Origin of the sequence: Labrenzia sp. PO1 (assembly GCF_012273635.1) — a bacterium.
In the GTDB taxonomy this organism is placed as follows: Bacteria; Pseudomonadota; Alphaproteobacteria; order Rhizobiales; family Stappiaceae; genus Roseibium; species Roseibium algicola.
The window spans coordinates 735,199-760,549 of sequence record NZ_JAAXCR010000003.1 but is presented as its reverse complement, the minus strand read 5'-3'; the positions used below and the strand labels follow the sequence as shown (position 1 = coordinate 760,549).

Annotated in this window: 13 protein-coding genes; 10 read left to right on the top strand and 3 right to left on the bottom strand. The window is 58.3% G+C overall.

The annotated features are described in order from the left end of the window. Positions 1 to 121: 121 nt before the first annotated feature. Positions 122 to 952, top strand: a complete 831-nt coding sequence (locus HCG46_RS18365) for a peptidoglycan-binding protein (protein ID WP_023004111.1) — start codon at positions 122 to 124, stop codon at positions 950 to 952. Between the two features lie 98 nt (positions 953 to 1,050). Beyond that, positions 1,051 to 1,404 carry a cupin domain-containing protein gene (locus HCG46_RS18360; protein WP_055653813.1) on the top strand — a complete coding sequence of 118 codons (354 nt, stop codon included), beginning with the start codon at positions 1,051 to 1,053 and terminating at the stop codon, positions 1,402 to 1,404. A gap of 227 nt (positions 1,405 to 1,631) precedes the next feature. Here HCG46_RS18360 and HCG46_RS18355 read toward each other — a convergent pair whose 3' ends face one another. The 3 genes from HCG46_RS18355 to HCG46_RS18345 all read right to left on the bottom strand — a co-directional run bounded on the left by HCG46_RS18355 (position 1,632) and on the right by HCG46_RS18345 (position 3,617). Next, positions 1,632 to 1,808 (bottom strand): hypothetical protein, encoded by a 177-nt coding sequence (locus HCG46_RS18355; protein ID WP_023004113.1) that lies wholly within the window; start codon positions 1,806 to 1,808, stop codon positions 1,632 to 1,634. Further along, on the bottom strand, positions 1,808 to 2,386 hold the full coding sequence (locus HCG46_RS18350) for a DUF697 domain-containing protein (protein WP_023004114.1): 579 nt from the start codon (positions 2,384 to 2,386) through the stop codon (positions 1,808 to 1,810). The genes HCG46_RS18355 and HCG46_RS18350 overlap by 1 nt, the downstream gene beginning before the upstream one ends. A 100-nt stretch (positions 2,387 to 2,486) precedes the next feature. After that, positions 2,487 to 3,617 (bottom strand): prohibitin family protein, encoded by a 1,131-nt coding sequence (locus tag HCG46_RS18345; RefSeq protein ID WP_055653814.1) that lies wholly within the window; start codon positions 3,615 to 3,617, stop codon positions 2,487 to 2,489. A gap of 281 nt (positions 3,618 to 3,898) precedes the next feature. On the opposite strand from HCG46_RS18345, the gene HCG46_RS18340 reads away from it, so the two are divergent. The 8 genes from HCG46_RS18340 to dusA all read left to right on the top strand — a co-directional run bounded on the left by HCG46_RS18340 (position 3,899) and on the right by dusA (position 25,335). Next, complete coding sequence (locus HCG46_RS18340) at positions 3,899 to 4,570, top strand: class I SAM-dependent methyltransferase (protein ID WP_139314040.1); 672 nt, start codon at positions 3,899 to 3,901, stop codon at positions 4,568 to 4,570. Positions 4,571 to 4,743: 173 nt separating this feature from the next. Beyond that, positions 4,744 to 6,114 carry an NtaA/DmoA family FMN-dependent monooxygenase gene (locus HCG46_RS18335; protein WP_230057562.1) on the top strand — a complete coding sequence of 457 codons (1,371 nt, stop codon included), beginning with the start codon at positions 4,744 to 4,746 and terminating at the stop codon, positions 6,112 to 6,114. A 70-nt stretch (positions 6,115 to 6,184) separates the two neighbouring features. Next, positions 6,185 to 19,927, top strand: a complete 13,743-nt coding sequence (locus HCG46_RS18330) for a non-ribosomal peptide synthetase (protein ID WP_168687008.1) — start codon at positions 6,185 to 6,187, stop codon at positions 19,925 to 19,927. Then, positions 19,917 to 21,467, top strand: a complete 1,551-nt coding sequence (locus tag HCG46_RS18325) for a 4-hydroxyphenylacetate 3-hydroxylase N-terminal domain-containing protein (protein ID WP_168687007.1) — start codon at positions 19,917 to 19,919, stop codon at positions 21,465 to 21,467. Before HCG46_RS18330 ends, HCG46_RS18325 begins: the two co-directional genes overlap by 11 nt. 24 nt (positions 21,468 to 21,491) lie before the next feature. Next, positions 21,492 to 21,701 carry an MbtH family protein gene (locus HCG46_RS18320; RefSeq protein ID WP_022999502.1) on the top strand — a complete coding sequence of 70 codons (210 nt, stop codon included), beginning with the start codon at positions 21,492 to 21,494 and terminating at the stop codon, positions 21,699 to 21,701. 46 nt (positions 21,702 to 21,747) lie between these two features. Next, the gene (locus HCG46_RS18315; protein WP_055653825.1) at positions 21,748 to 23,388 is read left to right on the top strand and encodes a cyclic peptide export ABC transporter; all 1,641 of its coding nucleotides are present in this window, start codon (positions 21,748 to 21,750) and stop codon (positions 23,386 to 23,388) included. 111 nt (positions 23,389 to 23,499) lie between these two features. Beyond that, positions 23,500 to 24,201, top strand: a complete 702-nt coding sequence (locus HCG46_RS18310) for a 4'-phosphopantetheinyl transferase superfamily protein (protein ID WP_168687006.1) — start codon at positions 23,500 to 23,502, stop codon at positions 24,199 to 24,201. Positions 24,202 to 24,333: 132 nt separating this feature from the next. Continuing rightward, positions 24,334 to 25,335, top strand: coding sequence for a tRNA dihydrouridine(20/20a) synthase DusA (dusA, locus tag HCG46_RS18305; RefSeq protein WP_168687005.1), 1,002 nt, complete (start codon positions 24,334 to 24,336; stop codon positions 25,333 to 25,335). The last annotated feature ends 16 nt before the right edge of the window (positions 25,336 to 25,351 follow it).

Below are 25,351 nucleotides of genomic sequence, written 5' to 3'. Positions count from 1 at the left end.
GGAATACGGAAATTGCTGATGCCGCTACGTAATTCGTTTCGGGGCGATAGTGTTTTGCGGTAAGATGCAATCATCGATTGTTTTCGATGTTCCCAGGTCCACTGTCCGGAAGCCCCATCCCATGGCATTGACGTCTCCCTATTTCCGCAACGTGCCGCAGCTCACCGCAGCGTCCACCAACAGCCCTTGGCTCGGCAGCGGGTCGAGCGGTCATGGAGTGCATCTGGTTCAGTTCGGGTTGATTGACCTGGGGTTTCCCATGCCAAAATCCGTTGGTGGAACGGGGCTCAGTCCGGATGGGGTCTACGGCAGTGAAACCGTGCAAAAGGTCAAGGAGTTCCAGCGTTCAACGCATGGCGGAGCCCCGATCAAGGACGACGGCGCCGTCGGACGAAATACCATGGCCAAGCTGGACCGGGCGCTCGCGTCCTTCACTCACAAGGTTCGTGTGCACATCTTTGTCGTGGTGACGCCGGATGCTCCGGTGGCAACTGCGGAAACGACTGCTAAGGAGCTTTATGGACATTACGGTATCAACTTCGAGGTTGCTTCCATCCAGTCGCTGGCATTGACCGCTGCCGAGGAGACGGAGTTTTCGCAGCATGGCCTCTTGTTTGCCCGGATGAAGGAACTTGCCGAGGCGCATACGTCCGTCAGGATTCGTCCGAATGAAATCATGGTGTTCTATATCCGTCGCTTCAATCCCGACACGGACCTGGCCCTGTCCAAGGCCAACCACACGGGTGCTGTTACCCGAATCAAGAAGAACGCGGATGCCAGCACACTTGCCCATGAGGTCGCCCATAATCTGATCGACAGTCCACGGGGTGTGAGCGAGCATGTGGCGCACAAGCAGAACATCCTGGCGACACTGCCCCGGACCACGCCCTTTGTGTTGAGTTTCGAACAGATTCAGCAGATGCGGCGCAACATTCGGCTGTTGCGGGCGTGACGACGGATGATTGAAGGCCAAGGTCATCTGGTCAGCATCGTTAGCGGAGGCTAGCATCCGGCAGTTCAAACTGATCCATCTTTGACAGAGAGACCCGCATGCACGCCTTCCTGCCGTTCAATCTAGACGACATCGTTCCCGAACAAGATGCGCCAGCACCGGAAAAGGTCATTGCGGGCGATCCTAAGTTTACCACCTGGTTGGTTGAAACGACGGACAACGAGACGCTGTTTTCGGGCGTATGGGAAGCAACACCGGGAGCCTGGAAAATCTCTTATGACGAATGGGAGTTCTGTTCGATCCTTTCCGGCAGGTCGGTGCTGACCGACAAGGACGGCGTCACCCGGGAAATTGGCCCCGGAGACAGCTTTGTCCTGCAGCCCGGTTTCTCCGGAACCTGGGAAGTCCTTGAAACCACTCGCAAGCTTTTTGTGATCCGCCTGCCGTCTTGACGATGGGGCATTCCAGGAGCTGAGCAACGTGACTTTTCAGGATTAGCTGCGAACGCATATAAGCACTTACCCTGACCTTTTGGAGTTCGTTAAGGTCAGGGTAGATTGCAGCGCTATTTGTTTGGGGTACCTCAACAGCATCGTGCTGCTCGTAAGCTGATGAGGCTTTTGAGGCAGCTGAAGAGAAACCGGGAACGGTGTTACCCGGTTTGCTTTTTTCGGTCAGATTACTTCTGCGACTGAAAACCGGCAGGTTCTGTCAGCAAAAGGATGACGAACACCAGAACGGGTGTCAGCACCACGCTTGCCAGGAAGCAGCCGAAGGAACCAAGCCGAGTGTCCCGACCGCGGTAACCGACCAGGACACACAGGAGCAGATAGATGACCAGTGGCGCGACAAACATCAGGCGGCTTCCGACTTCTCTTCCGCGATGTCTTCGCCCTTCTTCACCATCTTCTTGAAATGCTCCTTGTAGGCGGCCGCGTCGAAACTCAGGAAATCTCCACCCGTTTCAAAATGCTGCTGGAATACCTTGCCGACGGCAAAGGTGAAGGCACCAAGCGTAGCGCCTGATCCGACGATACCGAGCGCAGTGCCGAGCACGGGAATGGTCTTCATGAAGCTGGTGGCAATAAAGGTTCCCGCACCGACACCGCCGAGACTTCCCAGAAGCGTGGTTACTGCGGTTCTTGCGCGATTTTCCGAGAATGGCACGTCATAGACGGCTGCCAGCTTGCGGATGAGGTTGAGCTGCGTTCCGATTGCGGCGACGAGATCGAAGATCGGAACTGGAATGAGGCCGGTACCTGTGCCGACGATAACATGGTCCCGAATGATCTTTTCGGCTGCCAGCGTGCGTTCTTCCGGGGTCAGCGGAGCACTTTCGGTCTGAGCCTTGCCATCTGCCAGCTTTTCAGCTGCATCAACAGTGTCCTCAGCTTCTGATTTTGCGGAACTTGTGCGAGTGGACTTCGTTGTCATTTCACAGTTTCCTTCCTTCAGCGTCGCAGCTCCCCGCTGCTTACTCTACGTGAGCGTAGCTTGAGTGCGGTCCGATTTCAATCTTACAATCAGCGCGGTATCAATTGTCAGTTTGCGGCTTTTCCGTGTTTTGATCATACGAAGCAGGCGCGGTCTCACCTGACGTCGTGCTTTCGCTTGATGTACTGTCGCCGTTCGAATTTTCGTCAGGCCTCAGCTGTGTCTCCTGATCCTGAGATGTATCTGCCTCTGCTGTAGGAGCGTTCGGGAAAAGCTGTGGCAGGTTATCAAAATCAGGCAATCGGTAGCGCTGCGGATTAACCGGAGCGGGCGCTGGTAAATTCGGCTGGTTTGCAATGTCGCTGCCCAGGATGAGCGGAAGCTGATCTTTCCCGCCACCGACGATCACGATCTTGCTGTTGTTGGACTTGGACAGTTCGACGGTCGCTTCAATTCCGCGCCAGGTCAGCAGTTGCGGCGTCAGGGCATCTGCAACAATCGAGTAGAATGTCTGGTAGCCGATGGCGTCGATCCGCTTGCGTTCCGCTTCCTTGCGGGCCTGCTCCAGCACGTATTCATAGGCGAGGGCGTTCTGTTCCTCGGTCAGCTTACGTGAAATCGCCTGATTGATTTCCTTCGGCAGTTCGATCCGGCGAATGATAACCTGGTCGAAGACGATGAGATCCTGATTGTTGGCTTCAATGGTCTCCATGACTTCCTTTTCGAGGCGCGTCATGTCGACCTGATAAAGCTCATGAGGGTCGTATTTGCCGATCACCGAGCGAACCGCTTCCACGGCGGTCGGGCGGACGAAACGGTCGGCGTATTCCGGCCCGATCGCCCGGTGCAGTTTGCCGGCATTATCCGCCTTCGGGTAATACAGAACCGAAATATCGGATGTGATGCGCAAGCCGTCCGCTGCCAGGCCGTGGACCGTTTCATCCTGTTTCTGGATGCGGACTTCGTAGCGGTAGATGCGGTTCCACGGCCATTTGATGTTGATGCCTTCGGGATAAACAAACCTGGTTTCGGTGCCGACGGTGAGGGTTCTGAACAGGACGCCGACTTCACCCGGCCCGATGACAAAGAACGTCAGCGGCCACAAGACAATCGAGACGAAGCCGAGCAGCAGCAGATAGGCGATGGCCTTGTCGGTCCGGCTCATCCTGTGGATCTTGCGCGGCTTCTTTTTCGGCTTACCAACTTCGACGTCGTCTTCCGCAACGCTCATTCAGCGCTCCCAGGAATTGAAACGGCTCCGCAGCTCGTTAAGGTGACCTAGCGGCCAAGAAACGCATAAAAACAAGAACTCTCAATGCTTTCCGAGCAGTCTTGTCTGCGTCAATTGCAGCACAGTTGCAAGAAAACAACTCTGTGGCAAGCGTGTTTCTTGAGCTAGGCAAGAGCCAAAGAATTTGCTTAAGTTGTGTTGTGTAGCGTTGCGTCACTACAACGTATGGTTAATTTCACGGTTTGTGAAACCAAGATCGAAACAGACAATGGGAGTGGTGAGTGTCAGCCAGCACAGGGTCATTCAGTTTCGATCGCAAGGACCTTAGCCGGTTCCTTTTCGACCTTTACGATTATGAGCCAAGGCTCTTGCGCAAGCTGATCTCCGCCAGGCCCTACGTCTGCCCATTCGAAGAGATGGAGCGGCATGTTCCAGCAAATGCAAAGGTTCTGGATGTAGGCTGCGGCAATGGCGCGTTGCTGGCGATTCTGCTGGCATCCGGGAGGATAAGCGAAGCAACCGGCTGCGATGTACACGAAGGCGCTCTTGCCTCGGCCCGCAAGGCAGCGGGGAGAACGGGGCACTCAGCGGAAGTATCCTTCCTGCGAATTGGCAGCTTCGCGGAGCTGCCGGACGACTGCTTCGATGTGGTGACCATGGTCGACGTGCTGCACCATGTTGCCGAACCTGAACGGATGACGGCTGTTGAAGAGGCGATCAAACGGGTCGGTCCCGCAGGAGTGTTCCTTTTCAAGGATATGGTCGAAGCACCTTTCTGGCGCCGCCTGGCCCACAATATCGATGACCTGATTTTTTCCGGTGAATGGGTGAAGCAGGTGAAAACCGCAGAAGTTGAGAAGCAGGTAAGGGCTGCGGGCTTTGAACTGGTCGAGAGTCTCGAAATACCAAGGGTCTTTTACGGCAACACCCTGAGGGTTTTTCGAAAAATTTAGTAAACGTCGAAAAGAGATATGTTGAACGACGAATGTGAATAAAAATTAACTTATCTTCTGCGAAAAATTCGTGAATTGTTTTTTATTGCCGTTAGGTCATGAGAATGAAAAGTGAGTAGGTAGCTAATTTAAACGATCGATTACTTTGCTTAAAACCGGTCCTGGGGGGTGATTTGAGTTCTGGTGTTGCAAATCGTCATATGTTTCTGGCCGGGTATATTCTGGTGCCTGGAAGCCATTTCGCCGGCATGTGGCGCCACCCGTACAGCGAAACGGATTTCTGTGATCCCGATCTCTTCAAGGATACGGCGGTCACATTGGAACGGGGCGGGTTCGACCTCGCATTCATTCCAGAATCGCTCAGCGTGACAACCGGACTGAACGACAACTACGAAACCTTTTTGAAACACGGTGCGGTTGGTGCCATCCGCCATGACCCGAACCTGCTGGTTTCCCTCATGGCCTCGGTAACGAAGTCGCTCGGTTTTACGGTCACGCTATCGACCACCTACATGGAACCTTATCATCTGGCCCGTACGCTCAGTACGCTGGACCATTTCAGCAGGGGCCGGATCTCGTGGAACGTCGTGACCTCTGCTGGTCCGAGCAACGGGCACAATTTCGGTCATTTCCCAAAGCTCATTTCTCCCGAAGCCTATGACAGGGCGGAAGAGATCCTGGAGATCTGCCGCAAGCTCTGGAAGTCCTGGGAACCGGACGCGCTGGTAAGTGACAAGGCGTCCGGGCTTTACGCGGACACCGGCAAGATCCATCCCATTGATCACGAAGGCGAACGCTTCAAGCTCCGAGGTCCCTTGTCACTTCCCGCCGGACCGGACGGCGAACCGATCCTGATGAGTGTCGGCGTTTCTCCGCGGGGTCGTGATTTTTCCGCCAAGTGGGTTGATGTCGTTTTCGCCATTCAGGCAGACGCCGAGGGTATGTCGGAACTGCGTGCAGATGTTCGCCGCCGGGCTGCAGAGATGGGGCGCGACCCGGAGAAGATATTCCTGCTGACGGCGGTGCAGCCTGTGATCGGTGAAACAGAAGCCATTGCAAAAGCGCGGGCCGAATATCTGGACGAGCTGATCCATCCGGATGTCGCCATCGCCTTTCTGTCGGGCATGATCGGCGTCGACGCGACAGGTTTCGATCCTGATACGCCAATCGACAAGGTATTGGAGAGTTCTGGCAAGTCGCCAAACAAGGCGGCTGTCGATGGCGGAGCCGCATTTCCCTGGTTGGAGAGGATCCGGGAAGAGGACAGGGGAAGGCTCTGGACGCTTCGCGACATTGCCATTCGGATGGCGCGGAGCACGTCGACGCCGCGTCTTGTCGGAACACCGGAACAGGTAGCCGATCAGCTTGAGAGCTATTTTACAAGCGGCGCTTGCGACGGCTTCGTGATTACCCCGACCCACTTTCCCGGAAGCTTTGACGAGTTTTCCCGCTCCGTCGTGCCAATTCTCCGCCAGCGAGGGCACGTACGGCCGGCGGGGCACGAACCTTTGACACTCAGGCAGCGCCTCGGGCTGCAAGGCTGACGATATTTCAATTCGGTTTCGGCCGGACAGGCAAAACAGAAACGGCAATTCTTCGACGGAGTTGATCTCAATGACATCCCGCGAAAGTGGTTTCCAGACAGCAAGGGCAAAGGCTGCCTCAGGCAGCATTGCGCGTCCGGATGCCAGCCATTTGCCGTTGGAAGCAACATCGGACAATGAGACTGATTCTGTTCGCGCACTTTTTGCCAGGCAGGTGAAGTCGAGACCTGGTGACACGGCACTGATACTGCCGGATAAGGTTCTGACCTTCGAGGAACTGGACCGGAAGGCGAACCGTGTCGCGTGGTACCTCATCGGCCGGGGTATCGGGCCTGGCAAGATCGTGGCACTCGGCTGTGCTGCCGGGCCGGACCTCGTCGTAAGCCTGCTGGGCGTGATCAAGACCGGAGCGTGCTACATGCCGCTCGATCCGACCTATCCTCGACAGCGTCTGATTGACATGCTTCAAGACGCAGAACCGGATCTGATCCTAGCGGAGCAACCGGTCACCGGCGTTGTAAAGGCGGCTGGTCAGACAGCACGGGCGGTCATGCTTGGAAACGGTTCGCTGAGCCGGGACATCGCCAGACAGCCTGATATCGCACCTGTGGGTGGTGATCTTGTTCGCCGGCTGACGGGCGATGATCCTGCCTATCTGGTCTATACGTCCGGTTCCACCGGGCGGCCCAAGGGCGTGCTGGGACGGCAGGCCGCTCTTGCCAACAGGCTGGCCTGGATATCGGAAGCCTTGCCCTTCGTTCCGGGTGAGCGGACGCTGTTCAAGACCTCCTTGAACTTCATTGACGGGTCGACCGAGCTGTTGGGCGCCTTGTGCAATGGTTGTGCGGTCGTCCTCGAAGGTGGAAATGTTTCCGCTGACCCAAGGCGACTGGCAGAGACGGTGGCGACGTTTGCCGTCACGCGGTTGACCGTTGTGCCGAGCCTGCTGGCAAGTCTTCTCGAGGACGACTGTTTGCCAGACTTGAAGGGCTGCCGGACCTGGGTCACGAGTGGCGAGCCTCTACCATCAAGTCTCCTGCAAAAATTCTGCGAGAAACTGCCAGACGCCCGCTTGTTCAACTTCTACGGTGCGTCAGAAGCTGCGGGGGACAGCCTCTGGGCGCGATGTGATGCAGACAGGAAAATTGCCATCGGCTACCCTATACGGGAAACAGTCGTCTACCTGCTCGACGATCTGCTTCAGCCTGTCTCCGACGGGGAGACCGGTGAACTCTACATAACCGGCACAGGTCTTGCGCTTGGATATCATCGCCAACCGGACAAGACCGCAGAACGGTTCGTCGCTTCGCCCTTTGGACCCGCTGGTGCCTTGCTTTACAGAACAGGCGACGTTGCGCGGCGAATGCCTGACGGTGGTTACGAATATCTGGGGCGTTCCGATCATCAGGTGAAGATACGCGGCGTTCGTGTCGAACCGGGAGAGGTCGCAGCAGCCCTGGACAGATTGCCGGAAGTTGCCCGCTCGGCTGTCGTTGCGAAGCGACGTGACGACACGGACGTCTATCTTGCTGCCTATGTTGTCTGGGAAGTGGGAGCCGACAAGGATATCGCAAGGCTTATGGTCGCCTTGGCAGAAGCTCTCCCCCCAGCCTTTCTGCCGTCGGCGATCATGGCTCTCGATGCACTTCCGCTCACACCCAATGGCAAGTTGGACAGGGAAGCGTTGCCGGATCCGGTGCCGACGGCTGGGCGGAGCGCAAGCGGAACGCAGAGCGACCTTGAAACCGCAATCTGTGAGGCATTTACAGAGCTGCTCGGCGTCCACTCAGTTTCAGTCCAGGATAATTTCTTTCTCCTGGGTGGGCATTCACTGCTCGCCGCGCGTCTTGCTTATCGACTGAGAGACCGATTTGGCGTGCAGATCGCTCCAGGCGAGATTTTCGACGCGCCGACATCGGCTGCGCTTGCCCGTCTGATAGGGGCAGCGAAACCATGTTCCCTGAAACAGAAATCCGTTGCGCGACCCGACAAGGTTCCGCTGTCTTCTGCTCAAAAGCGTCTCTGGTTCCTGCAGCGGCTTCACCCGGAAGATACTTCCTACAATCTGGCCTACCGCTTCCGGCTTTCCGGCGCTGTCGATCCGTCCGTTCTCGGGCAAGCCTGGTCAGACGTTATCGAGAGGCACGAGGTCTTGCGGACCGTTTATCCGCAAGACGGGGCCGGAGAGCCGTATCAGGAGATCCGTACGGGTTTCGTTTCGGAAGATGTCATACGGATTGTTTCAGTACCAGTAGCTGAAGGTCGGTCAGAACTCTCCCGTCAGTCTTCCAGTCCGTTCGATCTGTGCAAGGACCTGCCGGTGAGAGTGTCGATCGTTACAGACGAAAATTTCGGTCCTGAACCGCAATGCATGATGCAGATTGTCGTGCATCATATCGCGATTGACGGTGGCGCCCTGCGTCCATTGCTTGCCGACTTCGAGATGGCCTTTGCGGCGAGAATGAGCGGCAAGGAACCTGTCTGGCAAAAGCCGGCAGTCCAATATGCCGACTTCGCAAGTTGGCAGCATACCCGGCTGTCCGAGGCAGCAGAACAGGAACTTGCCGCTCGTCTTGCTGAAGCAAGCGAAGACCTCGCAGGCGCTCCGGATTGCGTTGATCTGCCTTGTGCCGAAGGGCAACGAAAGAATACCTATTGGCAAGGCGACGGAGTAGCCGTCGCAATCCCGCCAGAGCTTCATTGCAAGCTTGAGCGACTGGCAACGGAAACTCGGACCAGCCTGTTCATGGTACTGCAGACTGCGATGGCTGCGACCTTGTCGCGGCTCGGCGCAGGGGACGACATCGTCATCGGAACGCCTGTCGATGGCCGCCCGGACAGCTCTTTCGAAGAAACCATAGGTCTCTTTGTCAACATGCTGGCGCTCCGGAGCGATCTTTCCGGCAGGCCGACCTTTCGCGCGTTATTGGCCGATACACGTCAGCGGAACCTTGCCGCCTATTCCCGCCGGGACTTGCCGTTCGAGCTCGTGGTCGACAAGGTCGCACCACGCAGGGACCTGTCCTTTCATCCGGTGTTCCAGACCGTTCTGGCGCTCGATATGGCAGGAGCGACTGTTCTTACCTTGCCGGGGTTGGACTGCGAAGTTGAAGACGTGCCTGTCGAAGCCTCAAAGTTCGATCTTTCCTTCGACCTGACTGCTCATCGCGACGAGGTCGGAGGCGCAGGCGGTATCGACGGGCGGATCGAATTCCGGACAGATCTTCTGGATCGGGAGGTTGCGGGCAATATTTCCCGGCGTTTCATCGATCTGCTTCGCGCAGCCGTGGAAAATCCGGACAAACGGATCGACCACCTCATGATTGTCGATCCCGACGAAGCGTCACGCCTTGCCGCCTTGTGCGAAGGCGAGCGGGTCGAAAACGCTGCGATCGAAATGTCTTTGCCCGAGCGGTTTCGTCTGCTGGCCAGGGAAAAGGGCGAGAAGGTCGCTCTCTCCAGCCAGACCCGCATGCTTTCCTATGCAGAGCTCGATGCATTGTCGGACCGCGTTGCGCAAAACCTCCTCCGCTGGGGCGTTGCACCCGGGGCGCGGGTCGCGGTCCTGATGGACCGTTCCATTGATCTTGTCGTCGCAACGCTCGCGATCGTGAAGGCAGGTGGGGCATATGTTCCCTTGAACAGGAACGATCCTGCCAACCGGCTTCAACAACTCGTTGCCGACACCCGGGCCCACCTCGTGCTGACTGACAGTGAAGACGCGATATCAGTCAGTTTCAATGATGCACCCTGCGTTCCTTTCAGCCACCTGCAAGTGGCGGCGGGAAAGGAGACCTTACCGAATATCACCAATGGACAGATCGCCTGCGTTCTCTTCACCTCCGGCTCCACAGGCAGGCCGAAGGGGATCGCGATCAGCCACCGCAATATTCAGGCCCTCGCGCTCGACGGATGCTGGCCGGAAGGCTCCCATGAGCGGGTCTTGCTGCATTCGCCCTATGCATTTGACGCTTCGACCTATGAAATCTGGACACCGCTCATGTTGGGGCAGGAGCTTTTCGTCGCGCCGCCTGGCATTCTCGATGCTGAAACGATTGCGCGGCTGGTCGAAGAGCACAAGGTATCTGCGGCCTGTATCACGACACGTCTTTTCAACATCATTGCAGGTGAAAAACCCGAAGCATTCAAGCCTTTGAGGTCAGTGCTGATAGGTGGTGAGGCGGCTTCCGCAGAAGCCTTGCGCCGGGCAACGGCGGCCTCGCCAGGGACGCGGTTCGTCAATGGCTATGGCCCGGCAGAGGGCACGACCTTCGTGACCTGGCATGCAATGCACACGCTGGAGAAATCCGCGCACAAGGTTCCCATCGGGTTGCCGCGTGACAATTGTAGCGTCCGAATTCTGGATGACCGCCTGCAACCTGTCGGTATCGGCATGGTGGGCGAGCTTTACCTGGCCGGTGACTGCCTGACGCTTGGCTATCTCGACCGGACCGGTCTGACGGCCGAGCGCTTCGTTGCCGATCCCGCGGGGCCCGCAGGCAGCAGAATGTATCGGACCGGGGATCTGGTGCGCTGGCGCAGCGACGGCTTGCTGACCTTCGTCGGACGTGCCGATCACCAGGTCAAGATCAATGGCTTCCGTATCGAGCCGCAGGAAATCGAAAACGCTATCGGTAGGCAGTCGGACATAGGCCAGTGCACGGTGATCGTGCGTGAAGACAGGCCCGGGGAAAAGAAACTCGTTGCCTATGTGGTTGGTACGGGGACAGGAGAACCAGATCTTGCAGGCTTGCGAAAAAGGCTTGCCGAGACACTCCCTGCATTCATGGTGCCAGCCCATTTTGTTCTTCTGGAACAACTTCCTTTCACGACCAATGGCAAGCTGGACATCAAGCGCCTGCCTGCGCCTGAAATTCACGGCGATGGAGCGAAGGTACCTGCGGGGCAAACCGAGACCGATATCTGCGCATTGTTTGCTGATGTACTGGGTCTGGAAACCGTAGGGCCTGCCGACAACTTCTTCGCACTTGGCGGCGACAGTATTCTCTCCATTCAGTTGGTCAGTCGAGCACGGCGAGCAGGGCTGGTGTTTTCGGCAAGGGATGTCTTCAGCAACAAGACCCCTGCAGAGCTGGCAACGGCTGCGCAAAGGCAGCAATTGCCGGAGATCGGAACTGATCTCAAGTCAGGATGGATCAGCGAGGAAGATCTGAGCATTGTCAGCAGCCGCTACGGCGGCTTGCTATCGACGGTGTGGCCGTTGACGGGTCTTCAGTCGGGTTTGCTGTTTCACGCCTTGATGGACGCTGAGACGGGGGAGGACGCCTACAAGGTGCAGACGGTTGTCAGCCTGGATGGCCCGGTGGATACGCAGCGTCTTGAGGCGAGCCTTCAGGCTCTCGTTGCCCGGCACGCTCCCCTGCGGGCTGTCTTCTGCCACGAAGGCCTGAGCGATCCTGTTCAGGTGATCCTTTCGAAGGTCGAACTGCCGTTTGAGCAGGTGGACTTGTCCGAGGACGCAGATCCGGAAGCGGCGCTGGAGCGGTTTCTCCTGGAAGACAGGAAGACCCGTTTCGACCTTGCTCAAGGTCCATTGCTGCGTGTCTGCCTCGTAAAACGTCCGGACGGTGGCGTCTGGCTGGTGTTGACCAATCACCACATTCTTCTCGACGGCTGGTCGTTGCCGGTGCTGATGCGGGAGCTGAAGGAGATTTACGAAGCCGGCGGGGCAGGGGTTCTGCCGCCAGTAACACCGTTTGACCGGTATCTCGGCTGGCTGCAGCAGCAGGACAAGACGGCTGCGAAAGCGGCCTGGCAAGAAGCTCTGTCCGGTCTGGAGGAACCGACCCGGCTGGCGGCCTCTGTCTATGGCCAGTCTGCAAACATTTCCTCCGGCTCCTCGTCTGCTGAAGGCAGTGCGGTGCTGCGCTTTGACGATCTGCTGAGCGAGGACGCAACCCGGTCCTTGGAAGGCCTGGCCCGCACGCTGGACATCACCTTGAACACGGTACTCCAGGGCGCCTGGTCGGTCGTGCTTGGCCGCATCTGTGGGCGGGATGATCTGGTCTTCGGCACGACGGTCTCCGGCCGACCTGCCGAGATCACCGGCGTCGAAACCATGGCGGGCCTCTTCATCAACACCGTGCCGGTAAGGGCAAAGCCTGTTCCGGCAACATCTGTCAGCAGCTTCCTGAAGGAGCTGCAGTCCCGTCAGGCCGCACTTCTGCCTCACCAGCATCTGGGGCTGCCGGAGATCCAGGCAGAAGCGGGACTTGGAGACCTGTTCGACACGCTGGTGGTGTTCGAGAACTATCCCTTCAGCGACGAGACCCATGAGGCTTCGCCGGATGGCCTGCGGATCAGCGGTGTCGAGGTGCATGACCAGACCCACTATCCTTTGAGCCTGATGGTTGTTCCGGGCAAACGGCTGCTGCTGCGGCTGGATTGCCGGGAAGAGAGGATCGGCGCAGACCTTGGCCGCAGTCTCCTGGGGCAGTTGTGCAATGTACTGGCGCAGATGGTCTCCCGCCCGGAAGCTCCGCTCGGATCTCTCGAGATGCTGCCGGCTTCCGAAAGAAAGGCTGTGCAGGACCGGTGGAACGCAACACGGCACGCCTTGCCGGAAGGGGATCTGACGGAGCTTGTCTCTGCAACGGCTTCCCGGTTTGGAACGCGGGAAGCGGTTATCGGCAGCACGGAGCGGCTGACCTATGCCGTGCTTGAGGCGCGGGCCAACCGCCTGGCGCATCTTCTGATCCGGCGCGGCGTTGGTGCTGAGGACCGGGTCGCGATTGCCTTGCCGAGAAACCCGGACATGATCGTGGCGCTGCTGGCGGTGCTGAAAACGGGCGCCGCCTATCTGCCGCTGGATCCGGACTATCCGGCAGCCCGCATTGCGATGATGCTGGACGATGCCGCGCCGCGTCTTGTGATCTCCGAGACGGCAACGGCAGCCGCCTTGACGGACGGTGCGCCGACATCGGCGCTTCTGCTGCTGGATGCCGAGGCGACCGGGTCCGAGCTGGCCAAGATGTCCGCTTCGGCCCCGACCGATGCCGACCGGAAACAGCCGATTGATCCCGCGCACCCGGCCTACGTCATCTACACGTCCGGCTCGACCGGTAAGCCGAAAGGTGTCGTCGTTACCCGCGAGGGGCTTTCAAATCTCGCCTATGCCCAGATCGAACGGTTTGCGATTTCGGAACAGTCTCGGGTCGCGCAGTTCGCATCCTTCAGTTTCGACGCCGCCTTTTCGGAAATCGCCACGGCCCTGGTCTCCGGTGCGGCTCTTGTGATCTGGCCAAGACAGGCATTCACAGATCCTGCAGCCCTGAAGACATTCATGTATGCGCAACGGGTAACGCATATCACGTTGTCGCCGAGCCTCTTGAGCGTGATGTCGACGACAGATCTTCCCGAAGGTTGTGTGCTGGTAACGGCCGGCGAAGCCATCAGCGTGCCGGAAGTTCGCAGATGGTCTGACCGTTGTTGCCTCGTCAATGCTTACGGCCCTACAGAAGTGACCGTGTGCGGTTCCATGAGCTTGCCGCTGACACCTGTTCAGGAAGTCGATATCGCGCCCATCGGGTTGCCGATCTGGAATTCCAGCCTCTACGTACTTGATCAAACGCTTCAGCCCGTCCCGAACGGTGTGGCTGGAGAACTGTACATCGGCGGTGCCGGTCTTGCGCGGGGCTATCAGAACCTTGCGGATCTGACCTCTTCCAGATTTGTCGCCGACCCGTTCGCCGGTGCCGGACAGCGAATGTACCGAACAGGGGATCTCGTCTATCGGGCGGAGGACGGCAACCTCTTTTTCCTGGGCCGCAGTGATGCGCAGGTCAAGGTCAGGGGACGACGTATCGAGCCGGGCGAGATCGAACGTGTGCTTCTGGAACGCAGCGATGTCGCCCAATGTCTCGTGAGCGTCTACAGCGACCGGAAGGGCGCTTCTAGGCTTGTTGCCTATGTGATCGGGCAGGAACGATCGGATCCAAGTGCAGAAGAGCTGCAGCGCTACTGCGCCGACCGTCTGCCGGATTATATGGTTCCGGCACAGATAGACCTCTTGCCCTACTTGCCAAGGCTTCCGAACGGCAAGATCGACAGGAAAGCCCTGCCGGCACCCAGCCGCCCGCAAAGAGCTGAAGAAACAAGACGGCAGTCTCCGGCAGAACAGGCGGTAGCCGCCGCTTTTGCCGAAACGCTCGGCATATCGCCTCCCGCGCTCGACGACAGCTTCTTCGGTCTCGGCGGCGACAGCATATCGGCAATCCGGCTTGTTGGACTGTTGCGTCGAAAGGGTCTCAAGGCAACACCGAAAGACGTCTTCGATCACAAGACGGTTGCAAAGCTTGCGAGCGTGGCAAGGACGTTTGAAGGACCGGAAGTCAATGAACTGAACGAATTCGGGTCAGATACCGTTTTGCAGACGCCAATCCTGCGCTGGTTTGCAGAACTGGGTGGTCCCGCCGACGGCTTTTTCCAGTCGACCTGTCTGATGCTTCCGAAGGGGGCAAATGCCGAATTCCTGCAAGCTGCACTATGGGCAATCGTCCAGCGACACGGGATGCTGCGGGCTCGAGCGAACCAGACTACGCCGGCGATGAAGATTGCTCCGGTTGCCGAGCTCGCCGACGTTTTCCCTTTAAAGCACATCAGCCTGAGTGAGATCGAAAACGAAAACGGGCTGAAAGATCTTCTGGAAGAAGAGCATGCCGCCGCAGTTGAAGCCTTGTCTCTTTCCCGAGGCAAGGTATTCAGTGCCATCTGGTTTGACCGTGGCCAGATGGGGCCGGGTCTGCTTCTGCTTGTGGCGCATCACCTGGTGATCGATGGTGTCTCCTGGCGCATCCTGACCGATGATCTTCGGACAGCTTGGGACGATTGGTCGGCCGACCGCCCGATCAGCCTGGAACCTGAAAGCACTTCTTTCCCAGCGTGGAGTAGGCTGCTGCAAGTCGATGCGGCCTCCGATGCGCGCGTATCTGAAGAGGGGTACTGGAGCGCGCTTCTATCATCCGGCGCTGAGCGCTTTCTGGCAGGTGATCTGGATCGCAAGCAGGATACGGTTCAGACGTTGAAGTCCCTTGCCAGCCTTCTGAGCGCTGAGGAAACCGAGCAGATCCTGACCCGTCTGCCTGCTCTTTACAGCTGCGGACCGCAGGATGTGCTTCTGGCGGCACTTGGCCTTGCCGTTGGGGCTTTCAAAACTTCCAGGTTTGGAAAACCGGGTGGTCCGATCCTGTGTGACGTCGAAGGGCATGGACGCGAAGCGATTGGAGACGCCGACCTCAGCCGAACTGTCGGCTGGTTCACTAGCGTCTTCCCGGCACGGCTGGAGGTCACGAAGGCAGGAAATGGAATTTCCGGTATCTCCGACGCGGACTTGAAGCAGCTCATTATCGAGATCAAGGAGCAAGCCTCCGTACGTCCCGATCATGGCCTTGGTTATGGAATGCTGCGGTATCTCAACAAGGAGACCTCCGCCAAACTTGTGAGTGAAAACAAGGCGCAGATCGCCTTCAACTATCTCGGTCGTTTTCCGGCCGGGGCTGGTGGTGCTTGGAGCGCGGCGCCGTTCTTTGGAGGATTGCGCGGCGGTTTCGATCCGGTAACACCGCTTGCTCACATGCTTTCCATCGATTGTCAGGCGATCGAAGAGGAAAAGGGCTTTTGCCTCCACACCGAGTTCGGGTTTGCCAGCAGACATCTTTCGGAAAAAGAGACCGCTGAATTCAGGGCTCTCTGGGAAGACGCTCTGATCCGGCTGGCAGCACACGGCAACTGGTCGAAAGCCGGTGGTCAGTCGCCTTCGGATTTCCCGCTGGCTGCTGTTTCCCAGGACGATGTCGACTTGCTTGTTGAACGCTACGGCGGTTTGTTATCGACGGTGTGGCCGTTGACGGGTCTTCAGTCGGGTTTGCTGTTTCACGCCTTGATGGACGCTGAGACGGGGGAGGACGCCTACAAGGTGCAGACGGTTGTCAGCCTCGATGGCCCGGTGGATGCGCAGCGTCTTGAGGCGAGCCTTCAGGTTCTCGTTGCCCGGCACGCATCTCTGCGGGCTGTCTTCTGCCACGAAGGCCTGAGTGATCCCGTTCAGGTGATCCTGTCGAAGGTCGAGCTGCCGTTTGAGCAGGTGGACTTGTCCGAGGACGCAGATCCGGAAGCGGAGCTGGATCTCTTTCTTCGGGAAGACAGGAAGACCCGTTTCGACCTTGCTCAAGGTCCATTGCTGCGTGTCTGCCTCGTAAAACGTCCGGACGGCGGTGCCTGGCTGGTGTTGACCAATCACCACATTCTTCTCGACGGCTGGTCGCTGCCGGTGCTGATGCGGGAGTTGAAGGAGATTTACGAAGCCGGCGAGGCAGGGGGGCTGCCGCCTGTAACGCCGTTTGACCGGTATCTCGGCTGGCTGCAGCACCAGGACAAGACGGCTGCGAAAGCGGCCTGGCAAGAAGCTCTGTCCGGTCTGGAGGAACCGACCCGGCTGGCGGCCTCTGTCTATGGCCAGTCTGCAAACACTTCCTCCGGCTCCACGTCTGCTGAAGGCAGTGCGGTGTTGCGCTTTGACGATCTCCTGAGCGAGGACGCAACCCGGTCATTGGAAGGCCTGGCCCGCACGCTGGACATCACCTTGAACACGGTGCTCCAGGGCGCCTGGTCGGTCGTGCTTGGCCGCATCTGTGGACGGGATGATCTGATCTTCGGCACGACGGTCTCCGGCCGACCTGCCGAGATCACCGGCGTCGAAACCATGGCGGGCCTCTTCATCAACACCGTGCCGGTAAGGGCAAAGCCTGTTCCGGCAACAACCGTCAGCAGCTTCCTGAAGGAGCTGCAGTCCCGTCAGGCCGCACTTCTGCCGCACCAGCATCTGGGGCTGCCGGAGATTCAGGCAGAAGCGGGACTTGGAGACCTGTTCGACACGCTGGTGGTGTTCGAGAACTATCCCTTCAGCGACGAGACCCATGAGGCTTCGCCGGATGGCCTGCGTATCAGCGGTGTCGAGGTGCATGACCAGACCCACTATCCTTTGAGCCTGATGGTTGTTCCGGGCAAACGGCTGCTGCTGCGGCTGGATTGCCGGGAAGAGAGGATCGGCGCAGACCTTGGCCGCAGTCTCCTGGGGCAGCTGTGCAATGTACTGGCGCAGATGGCCTCCCGTCCGGAAGCGCCGCTCGGATCTCTCGAGATGCTGCCGGCTTCTGAAAGAAAGGCTGTGCAGGACCGGTGGAACGCAACACGGCACGCCTTGCCGGAAGGGGATCTGACAGAGCTGATCTCTGCAATGGCTTCCCGGTTTGGAACGCGGGAAGCGGTTATCGGCAGCACGGAGCGGCTGACCCATGCCGAGCTTGAGGCGCGGGCAAACCGCCTGGCGCATCTTCTGATCCGGCGCGGCATTGGTGCAGAGGACCGGGTCGCGATCGCCTTGCCGAGAAACCCGAACATGATCGTGGCGCTGCTGGCGGTGCTGAAAACGGGCGCCGCCTATCTGCCGCTGGATCCGGACTATCCGGCAGCCCGCATTGCGATGATGCTGGACGATGCCGCGCCGCGTCTTGTGATCTCCGAGACGGTGACCGCCGCCGCCTTGACGGACGGTGCGCCGACATCGGCACTTCTGCTGCTGGATGCCGAGGCGACCGGTGCCGAGCTGGCTGCAATGTCCGCTTCGACCCTGACCGATGCCGACCGGAAACAACCGATTGATTCCGCGCACCCGGCCTACGTCATCTACACGTCTGGTTCCACCGGTAAGCCGAAAGGTGTCGTCGTTACACGCGAGGGGCTCAAGAACCTTCTGTGTTGCCTGAGTACCGAGCTTCGCCTTCTGCCGCAGGACAAGGTGCTCAGCGCGACCACGATCGGGTTCGACATTGCCGGGCTTGAGCTCTACGGCCCGCTGCTGGTTGGTGCAGGCGTAGTGCTGTTTGAAGGCAATCAGCGCGAAGCGGATCGCCTCCATGACTGGATCGGCCAGGAAAAACCAACGGTCATGCAGGCAACGCCATCGCTCTGGCGGTCGCTTCTGGAGGTTGGGCCACTGCCGCGTTTGCAGGTTCTTGTGGGCGGTGAGGCTCTGGACGGCGGACTAGCGTCGCAGCTGCAAACCGCAGGGCCGGTGACGAATGTCTATGGCCCGACCGAGACAACGATCTGGTCTGTGAGCGCATCTGTTTCCCTCGAAAGTTCTGGCATTCCGTCTATCGGGCAACCTTTGTGGAACTCGCAGGTCTACGTACTTGATGAGACCCTTCAGCCTGTCGCCGAAGGTATTTCCGGCGAACTCTACATCGGCGGGCTTGGGCTCGCACGTGGCTATCACGGGCGTTCGGATCTGACGAGCGAACGCTTTGTTGCCGATCCGTTTGCAGGCCATGGAGCTCGCATGTACCGGACCGGGGACACGGTCTATCGCAGACGCAACGGTGAGCTTGTGTTCCTGGGACGCGGAGACAGCCAGGTCAAGATTCGAGGCCATCGTATCGAGCTTGGCGAGATCGAGGCGACCATCGCATCGATGACGAATATTGCGCAGGCGGTGGTCTTGGACCGGCCGGATGGAGCGCGAGGTTCTTCGCTCGTTGCCTATGTTGTTCCGGAAGAAGGGGCTGAACTCAAAACTGAAGAGCTTCGTTCCGTGCTCCAGCGAAACCTGCCTGACTACATGGTGCCTGGCGCTTTTATCGTACTCCCGGAATTGCCGCTGACACCAAATGGAAAGCTGAACCGTCTGGCGCTGCCGGATCCTGTCTGGAAACAGGGAGAAACAAGTCCGGCAACACTCCAGGAAACGTTGTTGTGCAATCTCTTCGCTGAACTGCTGCCCGGCGTAGTGCCGGGACCGGAAGACAGTTTCTTTGATATGGGGGGGCATTCGCTGCTCGCCGCACGCCTGAAGGCACTGATGAAGGAACGCATGGGCCTGGACGTCAGCCTTCGAGATATTTTCGAAACACCGACGGTGCGCGGTCTGCTGTCGCTCCGGCAGGGGCGCAAGACCGGTTTGCTGGAGCCGGTGCTGCAGATCCGGCGGGCAGGATGTCAGGCGCCACTATTCTGCGTTCATCCGGGCTTCGGTCTTGGTTGGACGTATGCCGGCCTTGCTTCAGTCCTGCCAGCCGATGTCCCGATCATCGCGCTTCAGGCGCGCGGCTACATCGGCGAGGCCGATTTGCCTTCAACGCTGAACCAAATGGCGGCCGATTACGTCGCAAGTGTCAACAAGGTGGCCAGCACGGGCCCGGTTCGGTTGCTTGGTTGGTCGTTCGGAGGGCTGGCTGCCTTCGAAATGGCACGTCTTTTGGAAGAAAGCGGCAGAGACGTCGAGTTCCTGATGCTTCTGGACAGTTATCCGATGCACGAAGGAGACCCGTTGCCGGATCTTTCAGATAGTGGAGCGCGCGGTGCGTTCCTTGAAATGATCGGCTTCGATCCGCATGGACGAGTACCCGAAGACATTACCTTTGATGATGTCCGGAGATTTCTGGAAGACAGTGCCCATCCTCTGGCAGACCTCAGCCCAGTCGACTTCAACAACATGCTGCGGATCGCCCGAAACAACGCGCTGCTCGCACATGGTTATCGGCCCAAGACGTTAAACTGTCCCCTGGTGCATTACGCTTCGAACGATACGAAGCGTATGCTGGGTGTTGAGGCCGATCCCTGGGAAAACCGGACAAGCGGACAATTCGAGGCGCACGCACTCGACTGTACACACCATGAAATGACATCGCAGCAGGCCCTTTGCGAAATCGGCGAGGGGCTGAATGCTTTGATGAACCTTGGCGATCAGCCGTTCAGGCAGGCCGTTGCGGAAGGGAGACTAAAGAATGTCGGTTGATATCCTCAATCCCGTGGAACCTGAACACGCTGTACAGCGCGCGATACCCATGACCGGCGCGGAGTTCATCGACAGTCTCCAGGACCAGCGCTGTGTCTATTTCAATGGAGAGCGGGTGACCGATCTGACGGGTCATCCTGCCTTTCGCAACTCGGTACGTTCCCTGGCACGGCTTTACGATGCCCTGCATCAGGATCACGATAGTGGCACCAACGTCCTGACCGCACCTGCCGATGCCGATCCAACCGGTTACACACACCGATATTTCAAGGTGGCCAGATCGGCAGAGGACCTGCTCGGTCAACAGAAGGCGATCGCGGAATGGGCAAAGATGAGCTACGGCTGGATGGGGCGCTCACCGGACTACAAGGCAGCGATCGTCAACACGCTGGACGCCAACGCGGCCTATTATGGGCCTTTCGCAGACAACGCGCGTTGCTGGTATCATCTGGCTCAGCAGCGCACCTATTTCATGAACCATGCTGTGGCCAATCCGCCGATTGACCGGGCGAAGCCTTTCAGCGATGCAAAAGACATCCTGGTTCACGTTGTCAAGGAAACAGACGCGGGGCTATATCTTTCAGGTGCAAAGGTCGTCGCGACTTCGGCAGCACTGACCCACTACAACTTTCTCAGCCACCACGCGGTCTCGGAAACCAACGAACCGCCTACGGCTTTCATGTTCTTTCTCGACATGTCGACGCCGGGCATCAAGCTGATCTGCCGGAATTCCTACGAATATGCGGCGAGCCAATCCTCGACGCCGTTCGACAGCCCGCTGTCTTCCCGCTTCGACGAAAACGACGCCATCCTCGTTCTCGACAATGTTTTCGTGCCCTGGGAGAACGTGCTGGTCTATGGGCCTGCACACAAGCCGATCGACTTCCTGATGGACACGGGCTACCTGCAAGGCACCTGTTTCCACGGATGCACCCGGTTTGCGGTGAAGCTGGACTTTCTCGCCGGTCTGCTGACCAGGGCGTTGCACATCACCAGCGGTGACGAGTTTCGCGGAAATCAGGTTCTGCAAGGGGAGGTGATCGCCCTGCGTCACCTGTTCTGGTCGTTGTCGGATGCAATGGCCCGGACACCAGAAGCCTTTGCAGACGGCGCTTTCCTGCCGGGACTATCGGCCGCGCAGGCCTATCGCGCGCTTGCGCCCGATGCCTACGGTCGTGTGAAGGAGATTGTCCAGAAGATCGTCGCGTCCGCGCTGATCTATCTGCCGTCTTCCGCAAAGGATTTCCAGAACCCTGAAATCGACGGTTATCTGGAACGGTACGTGCGCGGCTCCAACGGCGTCGGCTACAAAGACCGTATCAAGCTGATGAAGCTGCTGTGGGACGCCACGGGCTCGGAATTTGCAGGGCGTCACGAGCTTTACGAGCGCAATTATGCCGGCAATCATGAAGAGGTGAAACTGCAGCTTCCTGCAATCGCACGGCGCGACGGTTCAATGGACCAGATGCTGTCGCTTGTTGACCAGTGCCTTGATGATTATGATGAATTCGGCTGGTGCAACACGGCGTGGAAAGACTGACGCGCAAGGTTGGGAGAGACGGCGATGACAAATCCATTCGACGATCCGGACGGCATTTTCCATGTGCTGGTGAATGACGAGGAACAGCATTCTCTCTGGCCCGAATTCGTGCCGATCCCCGATGGCTGGCGGTCGGTCTTCGGCCCCGGCAAGCGGCAGGACTGCGTGGACTACGTCAACGCCAACTGGACCGACATCCGCCCGAAAAGCCTTCGGGATGCTGCCCTGAACTGACATATTTCTCAAACGGTGATGATCCACCTGGAGCGCCTGGTCTTCGATGAATTTCTTTCGTCTCTTGTATCGTGAAGCGGGCGACAGCAAACGCACCTTCCTGCTGCTTTCCCTGGTGCCCGGGCTGGTCATGGGGCTGATCATCGCTGTCATCAACGCGGTGACGAACTATCAGCAGAACACCGGTCTGCAGTGGCAGTATCTCGGTCTCTTCGTGCTTGGCTGCGCGACCGTTCTGTTCACGATGAATCGCGCCCTCAACATGGCAACCGCAATCATCGCCGATTATCTGTGTCGCTTGCGGATCCGGGTGACCGCGCAAGTCCGCAGTCTGAACCTCGCAACCGTAGAAGAAATCGGCCTGACCCGTATCAGGGCAGCAGTTGGTCGTGACCATCAGACAATCGAGGAAACAGCGCCAGCGCTTGTCGGTCTGATCTATTTCGTCATGCAGTTGGTCATGTCGGCGCTCTATATCTGCTATCTCTCGCCGCTTGCCTTCATCGTCACCCTGGCGTTTCTGGCAGGCGCCATCTTCTTCTATCGCAAGAGCTACCGCGATGCGGAGGAACTGATGCGCCAGGCAAGCCTAAGCGAACAGGCCTTTCACAACAGCTTCGAGAACATTCTCAGCGGCTTCAAGGAAGTGAAGCTGAACGCGCAGCGCAGCGACGATCTCTTCCACAACTACATCATTCCGCGATCAGAGCAGGTCGAGGATCTACGTGTGGAATCCGGCCGCTCCTTCAACTATGGCCAATCTGTCAGTGATGTCTTCTTCTATACGCTCATGGGAACGCTGGTCTTTGCGATACCGTTTTATGTGTCGGACCTCTCGATCCCGGGCAAGATTGTCACGGTGATCGTCTTTGCCAGCGGCGCGATCACCTCGATCATCCGCATGTTGCCGGTGGTTTCGCGTGCCAATCTGGCGGTGTCCAATATCGAGGAATTGAGAGAGCTTCTGGAAAAACACAGCGAAGCCATGGATGAGCGCAGCGAAGTGCGGCAGGCAAGGCTTTCCAAAGGTATATCCCTGAAGAAGATTGCCTACACCTATCATAGCGAAGATGGCGACCGCCCATTTTCGATCGGGCCTTGTGACCTGGAAATTGCATCGGGCGAAATGGTCTTCATCGTTGGTGGCAACGGCAGCGGCAAGTCGACTCTCGCGAAGATCCTGACCGGTCTCTATGAGCCGGATGGCGGTCATCTGTCTTGGGACGACAAGGTCGTCAAACCTGAAAACATCGACCGGTATCGCAGCCTGTTTTCGGTCATCTTTTCCGATTTCCACCTCTTCGACCGGCTTTATGGTGTGGATCTGACGGACGAGCAGAAGCTTTACGACCTGCTGGAAGACATGAAACTGGACGAGAAGGTTCACTACCGGAACAACAGGTTCAGCACGACGAACCTGTCCACCGGCCAGAGAAAGCGGCTCGCCATGGTCGTTGCCCTGCTGGAAGACAGGGATGTCTACCTCTTTGACGAATGGGCCGCCGATCAGGATCCGGAGTATCGGCGCTGGTTCTATACAGATTTCCTGATGAAACTGAAGAAAGAGGGCCGCACAGTCATCGCGATCACGCATGACGACCGGTATTTCGATGTTGCAGACAAGATCGTCTGGATGGAAGAAGGCAGGATCAGCAAGGTGTCCAGTCCGGCTGATGCCACGGTCTGAAACCGTCGGCTGAGTTCTTGACGGTAAAGCCTGGCCAGTGTCCAGGTCACTTCTCAACAGGGTGAAACACTCTGCCTTCCGATTACCATCTCCAGAGTTCCGGGAGTTAACTTGCCAGGCACCAAGGCGATCATTCTGGAGACGACCGGCTGCAGCTCCGAGGATCTCGAATCTGCGCTGGAAATTCTCTCGGAGGATGAACTTCAGCGGTTTCATGCGTTTCATTTCGATCAGGACCGGAAGGACTACGCGCTTGCACATGGGTTGCTGCGGAAAACCTTGAGTGATCTGGAACCAGGTACGGCACCGCGCGACTGGCAGTTCGCGCCAATGGCTACGGGAAAGCCGGCAGTCGCCGGTCGGTCGGAACTCGACTTCAGCCTGACGCATACACGTGGCCTGGTTGCGTGCGCCGTGACAAGGGAAGGCGTGATCGGCATTGATGCGGAAACGGATCAGCGCACGGTCGAAGTAGACATGTTGATGCGCGACGTTTGTTCACCCGGAGAAAGACAAGAGCTGGCGAAGGTTGAAGGAGCTCACAAGACCTCCAGATTTCTGGATTTCTGGACGCTGAAAGAGGCGTATCTGAAAGCTGTTGGCCTGGGCATTACAGCCGATCTGACCACCGTCAGCTTTACCTTGGCTGACGATCGGGACATCGCAATTTCTGCGCCGCCCAACCTCCGCCGTCCGGCCAGTTCCTTCCAGATCAGCCGGCGTTCAGGGCACTGGCGTGTCGCGCTGGCGGTCTTTGGGGGAATAGACGCAAGGGACGTTGAAATTACCCTTTGTGAAAAGCGGAGCTTTTGAAAAGCCGCGAAATTTGTTATTTCGCGTCTACTAAAGTCGATCGACATGAGAACAAGCTTGGACGACGCGACACGCGGCCTGTCCATCCTGGACGGTGGACGTCCGGAGCCAGTTCCTTGCAGTTGAAGAAAAATGCAACAGTATCAAGAGCATAAGTTTTCCATCGCCCCCATGATGGAGTGGACGGATCGCCATTGCCGCGCGTTTCACCGGCAACTGACGCGGCATGCGCTGCTCTATACGGAGATGGTGACGACTGGAGCGGTGATCCATGGCGACCGGCAGCATCTGCTAGGCTTTTCCGATATTGAGCACCCGGTTGCCTGTCAGTTGGGCGGTTCCGATCCGAAGGACATGGCGGAAGCCGCGCGGACCGTTGCTGATTTTGGCTATGACGAGGTCAATATCAACGTCGGTTGCCCGTCCGACCGGGTTCAATCCGGCCGCTTCGGCGCGTGCCTGATGGAAGAACCGGCATTGGTGGCGGCATGTGTCGAAGCCATGAAGGCCGCCGTCGATATTCCCGTAACCGTGAAATGCCGGATCGGTGTCGACGAACAGGACACTGAAGTGGCGCTTGACGCCATGGCAGATGCCGTTTTTGCTGCGGGTGCAGATGCCTTGTGGGTGCACGCGCGCAAGGCCTGGCTCAAGGGACTCAGCCCAAAGGAAAACCGGGACATTCCGCCGCTCGACTATGAGCGGGTTCTGCGCCTGAAGCAGCGTCTGCCGGACAGGTTCATCGGCCTCAACGGTGGCTTGCAGACGCTGGACCAGGCGGAACCATTCCTGGAGACCCTGGATGGCCTGATGTTTGGCCGCGCTGCCTATCACACTCCGCAGATCATGGGAGAGGTCGACCGGCGGCTCTATGGCGCCAGCGGGCCGGACGTCTCGCCCTGGGATGCGGTGAAGGCGCATATGGCTTATCTGGAGGATCAATTGGGCAAGGGCGTAAAGCTGGCACATATGACGCGGCACATGCTGGGCCTGTTCCACGGGCGTCCGGGGGCGAGGTCCTGGCGGCGCATTCTGACAGTGGAGGCGATCAAGCCCGGTGCTGGTCTGGAAGTGGTCGAAAAGGCGCTTGCAGCGGTCAGTCCTGCAGGAGCCGAACTGGCGGCAGCCGAGTAGGATTATCGCGCAGTTC